Source organism: Oricola indica (genome assembly GCF_019966595.1).
GTDB lineage: Bacteria > Pseudomonadota > Alphaproteobacteria > Rhizobiales > Rhizobiaceae > Oricola > Oricola indica.
This window is the reverse complement of sequence record NZ_JAINFJ010000031.1, coordinates 1-7877: the sequence shown is the minus strand read 5'-3', so window position 1 is coordinate 7877 and position 7877 is coordinate 1. Positions and strand designations below refer to the sequence as shown.

Sequence of the window (7877 nt, the reverse complement as noted above, 5' to 3'; positions counted from 1 at the left end):
CGCCCTGGCGGAGGTACTGACCGACCATGGTGGCGCTCCGGCAATTCAGAAACTCAAAGCCGTCCTTTTCCGACCTGCTGCCCTATGCCGGCCTGGTCGCCGACGGCGTCATCCTGTTGAAGGACGGTTCGCTGATGGCCGGATGGTATTTTGCCGGACCGGACTCCGAAAGCTCCACCAATATCGAGCGCAACGAAGTCTCGCGGCAGATCAATGCGGTCCTTTCGCGGCTCGGGTCCGGCTGGATGATCCAGGTCGAAGCGGTTCGCGTGCCCACAACGGCCTATCCCGCGCGCGAGGATTGCCATTTCCCCGACCCGGTGACGCGCGCGATCGACGAACAGCGGCGCGATCATTTCATGGCCGAGCGCGGCCACTATGAGAGCCAGCACGCGCTGATCCTGACCTATCGGCCTCCGGAGCCTCGGCGCTCGGCCATGGCGCGCTATGTCTACTCGGACGAAGGAAGCCGATCGCAAACCTATGCCGACGGCGTGCTCACTTCCTTCCAGACCTCGATCCGGGAGGTCGAGCAATATCTCGGCAATGTGCTGATAATCCGTCGCATGGTCACGCGGACGGTCGTTCATCCGGAGAGCGGCGACGAGGCGCGATACGACGAGCTCTTCCAGTTCATCAGGTTTTGCATTCTCGGCGAGAACCATCCGGTCAGACTGCCGGCGATCCCGAAGTATCTCGACTGGCTGGTGACGGCCGAGTTCCACCATGGGCTCTCGCCCATGGTCGACGGCAGCTACCTCGCAATTGTCGGGATCGACGGGTTCCCGGCCGAGAGCTGGCCCGGCATCCTCAATTCGCTCGATTTGATGCCGCTCACCTATCGCTGGTCGAGCCGGTTCATCTTCCTCGACGATCAGGAGGCGCGGCAAAAGCTCGAGCGAACCCGCAAGAAGTGGCAGCAGAAAGTCCGGCCATTCTTCGATCAGCTTTTCCAGACCCAGAGCCGTTCGGTCGACCAGGACGCCATGACCATGGTGGCCGAGACCGAGGACGCGATCGCCGAGGCGTCATCTCAGCTTGTTGCCTACGGCTATTACACGCCCGTCATCGTGATGTTCGACACGGATGAAGCCCGCCTGCGCGATCAGGCAGAGGCCGTTCGGAGGTTGATCCAAGCCGAAGGCTTCGGCGCTCGCATCGAAACCCTCAATGCCACCGAGGCCTATCTCGGCAGCCTGCCGGGCAATACCTACGCCAATGTCCGCGAACCGCTGATCAACACGCGCAACCTTGCCGATCTCATTCCGGTCAATTCCGTCTGGGCGGGCAGCGCCGTCGCGCCATGCCCGTTCTACCCGCCCAACGCGCCGCCGCTGATGCAGGTCGCCAGCGGCTCGTCTCCCTTCCGGTTGAACCTTCATGTCGACGATGTCGGCCACACGCTGATCTTCGGCCCGACCGGATCGGGCAAATCGACCCTGTTGGCGCTGATCGCCGCGCAGTTCCGGCGTTATGAGCATGCGCAGATCTTCGCCTTCGATAAGGGGAAGTCGCTTTATCCGCTGACTAAGGCCGCGGGCGGGGATCACTATGAGATCGGAGCAGGGGAGGGGACATCGCTCGCCTTCTGCCCGCTGGCCGAGCTCTCGACAGACGGTGACCGCGCTTGGGCCGCCGAATGGATCGAGACGCTCGTCGCCATGCAGGGTGTGACGATCACGCCGGACCACCGCAATGCGATCGCCCGGCAGATCGGTCTGCTTGCCGACGCCCGCGGCCGCTCGCTATCCGATTTCGTGAGCGGTGTGCAGATGCGCGAGATCAAGACGGCCCTGCAGCACTACACAGTCGACGGGCCGATGGGGCAGCTTCTCGACGCGGAAGAGGACGGGCTGACGGTCGGATCGTTCCAGACCTTCGAGGTCGAAGAGCTGATGAATATGGGCGAGCGCAATCTCGTACCGGTCCTCCTTTACCTCTTCAGACGTATTGAAAAGCGCCTCACCGGCGCGCCGAGTCTCATTATCCTTGACGAGGCCTGGCTGATGCTCGGTCATCCGATGTTCCGCGACAAGATCAGGGAATGGCTGAAGGTGATGCGCAAGGCCAATTGCGCGGTCGTGCTTGCCACGCAGTCTATCTCGGATGCGGAGCAATCCGGCATCATCGACGTGCTCAAGGAAAGCTGCCCGACCAAGATTTGCCTGCCCAATGGCGCGGCGCGGGAATCGGGCACGCGCGAGTTCTACGAACGCATCGGGTTCAACGACCGGCAGATCGAGATCGTCGCGACGGCCATTCCCAAGCGCGAATATTACGTCGCCTCGCCTGAAGGCCGGCGGCTCTTCGACATGGCGCTCGGGCCCGTTGCGCTCGCCTTCGTCGGCGTGTCCGGCAAGGACAATCTCAAACGCATTGATCAGCTCAGCGAGACGCACGGCGACGAGTGGCCGGCGGCCTGGCTGGCGGAAAGGGGAGTGGATGATGCTAAGCGCATTCTCACGCACAGCTAGGATAGCGATAGCCGCAATCCTCTCAGCCTCGTCGGCCACAAGTACCCATGCCGGGGGCGGCGGGTTCTTCGGAGCGACGGAATTCACGCAGATCCTCAACAATGGCGAACTGGTCGGTCTCGTCGGCCAGTCGGCCGAGCAAATCCAGAACCAGGTCACCCAGATCACGCAGCTGGCCGAGCAGATCCAGAACCAGCTCAGGATCTACGAAAACATGCTGCAGAACACGCTGACGCTGCCGAGCCATGTCTGGGGTCAGGTCGAGAGCGATTTGATGCAGTTGCAGAGCCTCGTCCAGCAGGGTCAATCGATCGCCTTCTCGATGGGCAATGCCGATGACGTGCTGCGGCAGCGGTTCGAAAGCTTTGCCGATTTCAAGTCAGGCCTCGCCAACGGCCAGACCTTCTCCTCGAGCTATCATGACTGGTCCGACACAAATCGCGACACGATCGGAGCGACACTCAGGGCGGCGGGACTGACGGCCGATCAGTTCAGCTCGGAGGAATCGACGATGAGCCAGTTGCGGTCGATGTCGCAGTCGTCCGTCGGCCAGATGCAGGCGCTGCAGGTCGGCCACGAGATCGCAGCGCAGCAGGTCGCCCAGGCCCAGAAACTGCGTGGTCTGGTCTCGCAGCAGGTGACGATGATGGGCACCTGGTACCAGTCCGAACAGGCCGCAAAGGATCTGGCGCAGAACCGCCGTGAGGAATTCTTCAATTCGACCACGCCCTCGACATCGGGCGGCCAGACTATGGAGCCCCGCTGGTGATCAGGAAAGGTCTCATCGCCTTCTGCGCGATCGTCGTTGTCGTCATCGGCGTCGTCGTCTGGAACGCAACCACGCAACCGGAAGCGCCGGCGGCGGGCGCCGCCCCGGAACGGCAGCACTTTGATCTCGAGGGCGGCCAGGAGATGCAACCGCGTTGGGGCAGGAACGAAGGCGGGGCCGATGGCACGTCCGGAAACTAGGCTCACTCTTCTCCTGATCGGAGGAATCGCTCTCTGGGCCAATCCTGCGTTGGCCCAGGAAGGCAGCCTGCTGACCAATCTCGAAAACGAGATCGCGACGGCGGCTCAGGGGTGGGAAACGACGATCCTTGACGCGGCCAGATCGCTCTTCTGGATTCTCGCCGGCATCGAGGTCGGGATCGCCGCCGTCTGGCTGGCGATCTCGGCGGCCTCTCTCGACACCTGGTTCGCCGAGCTTGTCCGCCGCATCATGTTCATCGGCCTGTTCGTCTTCATTCTCGAACAGGGGCCGGATTTCGCGAAGGCGGTCGTCGACAGCCTGTTCCAGATCGGCGCCGGCGGCGGTTCGGCTTCCCCCGCGAACGTATTCAACGCCGGCCTTGAGGTCGCCAGTGCCATGTCGGCCAAGGCACAGTTCGGCCTGTTCGAGGACAATGCGCTCGCGATCGCCGCCGTCTTCGCCATGGTCATCACGGTGATCTGCTTCAGTCTGGTCGCGGCGATCTTCGTCTCGGTCATGGTGGAGATGTATGTCGGGCTCCTCGCCGGCATGATCATGCTCGGCCTCGGCGGTTCGAGCTTCACCAAGGATTTCTCGGTCCGCTATCTGATCTATGCGTTTTCCGTCGGCATGAAGCTGATGGCGCTTGTGATGATCGCGCGGATCGGATCTGAGGTTCTGATCAACCTCGCCAATTCGCCGACAACGGGCGACGAGTTCCTGGCGACGCTGGCGATCGCCGGCATCTCGGTCGTTGTCTTCGTCATCGCCATGTACGTCCCCAACATCGTGCAGGGCATGGTTCAGGGCGTCTCGGTCACCGGCGGAATGGAAACTATCCGTCACGGCGCCCAGGCGGCAAGCTTCGCGGCAGGCGGGGCGGCGCTTGCCGTGGGCGGGGCGAGGGCAGGGGCTGCGGCCTATTCCGATGCCAGCGCCGCCGGCAGCTCGTTTGGCGGGGCAGCACTCAAAGGCATGGCGAGCGGTATGGGCGCCGCCGGCGGAGCGGCCGCCTCTGCCGCCCGCGACAAGGCCATCGGCGTTCCGGGTACCTGGGGTGCGTCCACGCTTGGTCTCGCAAACGCCAAGCTCGACCAATCTCAAGGCCGTCCCGCTGCCCGCCCGAACCGTGACGAGAAAGCGTGACAGAAACCATGGCCAGAACCACTATCCCAGAAAATCCCTATCTTGCCGCTCGCCAGGAATGGAACGAGCGCTACGGCTCCTATGTGAAGGCGGCCGTCGCATGGCGTATCGTCGGTGTGACCGGCATGCTGATGGCGGTCATCGGCTTTTCCTACGCGCTCTATCAGAGCACGCAGGTCAAGCTGGTTCCCTATATCGTCGAGGTCGATAAGCTCGGCACGACGGCGACGACGGGATTCCCGCAACAAATCGAGTATGCGGATCCCCGGGTGGTGCGCGCGACGCTTGGAAGCTTCGTATCGAATTTCCGGTCCGTAACGCCCGACACGATTGTCCAGAAGCAATATATCGACCGGGCCTACGCGCTGCTGAGGTCGTCCGACCCGGCGACCGAGAAGGTCAATGCCTGGTTCCGGAGCAATTCGCCCTTCGATCGGGCGCGGTCCCTGACCGTCGCCGTCGAGGTCACGAACATCGTGCCGCTCTCCAATCAGAGCTACCAGATCGACTGGACCGAATACGAGCGGGACCGGCAGGGCAAGGAACTCGCCACGAGGCGGTTCCGTGGTGTTGCCACGGTGACCCTGACCCCGCCACAGGACGAGGCGGTGATCCGCCTCAACCCCATCGGACTTTATTTAAAGGATTTTGACTGGACGGCGCAGCTATGAGCCGCCTTCGCCCAGGACGGCAACGTCTGGGGCAAAGACACGCGGCCCACCTGAATGTGCCTCGGAGGATAGGTGAATGAAAAAACAGACATACCGCGGCATCGCGCTTTGCGCCGGCGTGATGATCGCGGTGGCGACGCTGCCCGCACAGGGACAGCAGCTCACAAGCAACGAAGCGCGCGGAACGCAGCTCTCCGGGCAATGGCAGCACCGGCAGGGCGTCGTCACGCGCGGCGCCGACGGCAAGGTGATCTTCCTCTATGGCGAGGTTCAGCCGTCGGTCGTCTGCTCGCCGCTGCAGGTCTGCGACATCGAGCTTCAGGCCGGCGAGGTCGTTCGCGACGTCCTTCTTGGCGACACCGTGCGCTGGAAGGTCGAGCCGGCAACATCCGGCGCGCCGAGCGGGCAGGCGATCCACCTGATCGTTAAACCGTCCGAAGCTGGTCTCGTGACGTCAATGGTCGTGACCACGTCGCGGCGGACCTATCATATTCAGCTCAAATCGCACCACAGCCAGTACATGGCGCGCGTCGGCTTCGACTATCCCGAAGACATCAATGCCCGGTTTGCCGAGATCAACGCGCGCATCGAGGCGAGCGTTGTGCCCGGGGCCGGGGTTCCGGCCGATCAGTTGGACTTCGCATTCCACATCACCGGCGCGGCGCGCTGGCGGCCGACGCGGATCTACAGCGACGGCATGAAAACCTACATCCAGTTTCCCTCCTCCCTGTCGGGGCAGGAGGCGCCGGTCCTGTTCGTCGTCTCCGGCGGTGAAAACCGGATCGTCAATTACCGCATGAACGGCACGATGATGGTCGTCGACTACAACATCGATCGGGCCATCCTGGTCTCGGGCGTCGGCCGCCAGCAGCAGAAGATCACCATCCGGCGGGGAGGGTAGGGCGATGCGCGCTATCAGAATCCTTCTCCGACCCTCGGCCGCCCTGGTGCTCCTGGCGATGCTGGCTGCGTGCCAGACAATGAGCGGACCCGGCCTCATCCGGAGCGAAGTCACGGCCGAACTCACACCGGAATCGGCGAATGCCATTGCCGGCGACATGGTGGGGCGATTGGCGGAGCATGTGGGGCCGGGCACGACCACGATCGAACTGCGCGGCGATGATGGCCTGTTTGGTCCGGGACTCGAAGCGGCGCTTCGCGAATGGGGCTATGCCGTCGTCACAAATCAGGCGACCGATGGCGGTGCGGTGACGCCGCTCGCTTATTCGGTCGATCCTTTCGAGGGTGGCGTGCTGGTGAGACTCTCGACCCTGCGGGTCGAGCTGACCCGCATGTACACGCTCAGCGCCACGGGCGCGACACCGGCCAGCCCCTTGTCTGTCATGCAGCGTGGATCGGAGGGTGCATCATGACCGAGTCCCTGAAACTCGGCGGCGCCGGTCCGCAGGACGGACCGCGCATCAGGCGCCTCAATCGCGTTCCGGTGATCGTCGCCATCCTGCTGGTCGTCATATTTCTGGCGGTGATCTTTTACGGCCTGTGGTCGAGAGGGCTGCATTTCGGCGGGGATCCGCAGATCGAGCCGTCGTCAGCGCGGCCCGCTTCCAGCGACGCCGAGCGCCTGAAGCAAGGTGTGCCGGACGGGATCATCGGCGAGCCGCAGCCCGTCGTGATCCAGCCGACACCAAGTCCGGAGCCCGAGCGACCGAGGAACCCGTTTCAGCGGGAGCCTGAACCCACGCCGACCGTCGTGACAGCCCCTCAGCCGACCCTGGAGTCGGAAGAGGTGTGGCGGGCGCGGCTGCAGCGCGAACAGCAAGAGCAGGTGCTCAGAGAATACCAGCGTCAGCAGATGGCGAGCATCCAGGCAGAAGGCGCGGCCTTCGACTCCCCGATCGCCGTCAACCTGAAGGATCTCGAAAACGCGAGCGCCGCGACGACACCGACGTCTCAGCAAAGAGGTCAGACAACCGCAAACCGGCCCTCAAGCGCGCTCGATCTCTATAGCGCGGCTCTCCAGTCCGGCATCGGCCAGAATGCCGACCCGAACCGCCAATCCTCAAAACGGCAGTTCTTCAATCAGGATATGGCGGATTTCGGCTATCTTCCGAACTCCGTCGTGCCGCAAATGTCCCCGTTCGAGCTGAAGCGCGGCTCGGTCATTCCGGCCACGCTGATTACCGGCATCAACTCCGATCTTCCCGGCCGCATCACCGCGCAGGTCTCGCAGAATGTTTATGACAGCGCGACGGGTCGCCGGCTGTTGATCCCGCAGGGCGCGAAGCTGTTCGGGCGTTACGATTCCGAAGTGACCTTCGGCCAAAACCGGGTGCTTGTCGTTTGGACCGACATCATTTTCCCGAACGGGGCGACCCTGCAGATCGGTGGCATGGCTGGGACCGATGGCGCCGGCTACGGCGGTTTCCACGATCAGGTCGACAACCACTATTTGCGCACGTTCGGATCGGCGATCCTGGTGGCGCTCATCGGCGCCGGCACCGAGATGCTGCTCCCCGACGATAACAGCACGTCGACGACGATGGACAGCGCCAGCGACGCGGCGCGCCGCTCCTTCGCCGAGACCTTCAGTCAGATTTCGGAGCAAACGGTGTCGAAGAACCTCAATGTGCAACCGACACTTCAGATCAGGCCGGG

8 protein-coding genes are annotated in these 7877 nt (G+C 63.3%); all 8 read left to right on the top strand.

Annotation, left to right across the window (positions count from 1 at the left end; genetic code table 11):
• Positions 1–26 precede the first annotated feature (26 nt).
• Positions 27–2474, top strand: coding sequence for a conjugal transfer protein TrbE (locus tag LC343_RS24745; protein WP_223479818.1), 2448 nt, complete (start codon positions 27–29; stop codon positions 2472–2474).
• A complete protein-coding gene (gene trbJ, locus LC343_RS24740) occupies positions 2446–3243 on the top strand; it encodes a P-type conjugative transfer protein TrbJ (RefSeq protein WP_428982679.1) in 798 nt (265 codons plus the stop codon). Before LC343_RS24745 ends, trbJ begins: the two co-directional genes overlap by 29 nt.
• A complete protein-coding gene (locus tag LC343_RS24735; protein WP_223479816.1) occupies positions 3240–3443 on the top strand; it encodes a hypothetical protein in 204 nt (67 codons plus the stop codon). Before trbJ ends, LC343_RS24735 begins: the two co-directional genes overlap by 4 nt.
• The gene (gene trbL / locus LC343_RS24730; protein ID WP_223479815.1) at positions 3424–4590 is read left to right on the top strand and encodes a P-type conjugative transfer protein TrbL; all 1167 of its coding nucleotides are present in this window, start codon (positions 3424–3426) and stop codon (positions 4588–4590) included. The genes LC343_RS24735 and trbL overlap by 20 nt, the downstream gene beginning before the upstream one ends.
• 8 nt (positions 4591–4598) lie before the next feature.
• Positions 4599–5261 carry a conjugal transfer protein TrbF gene (locus LC343_RS24725; RefSeq protein WP_223479814.1) on the top strand — a complete coding sequence of 221 codons (663 nt, stop codon included), beginning with the start codon at positions 4599–4601 and terminating at the stop codon, positions 5259–5261.
• Positions 5262–5382: 121 nt separating this feature from the next.
• A complete protein-coding gene (gene trbG, locus LC343_RS24720) occupies positions 5383–6162 on the top strand; it encodes a P-type conjugative transfer protein TrbG (protein ID WP_223479819.1) in 780 nt (259 codons plus the stop codon).
• Between the two features lie 4 nt (positions 6163–6166).
• The gene (trbH, locus tag LC343_RS24715) at positions 6167–6634 is read left to right on the top strand and encodes a conjugal transfer protein TrbH (RefSeq protein ID WP_223479813.1); all 468 of its coding nucleotides are present in this window, start codon (positions 6167–6169) and stop codon (positions 6632–6634) included.
• The coding region (trbI, locus tag LC343_RS24710) for an IncP-type conjugal transfer protein TrbI (protein ID WP_223479812.1) at positions 6631–7877 on the top strand (1247 nt) is incomplete at its 3' end. The genes trbH and trbI, both read left to right, overlap by 4 nt.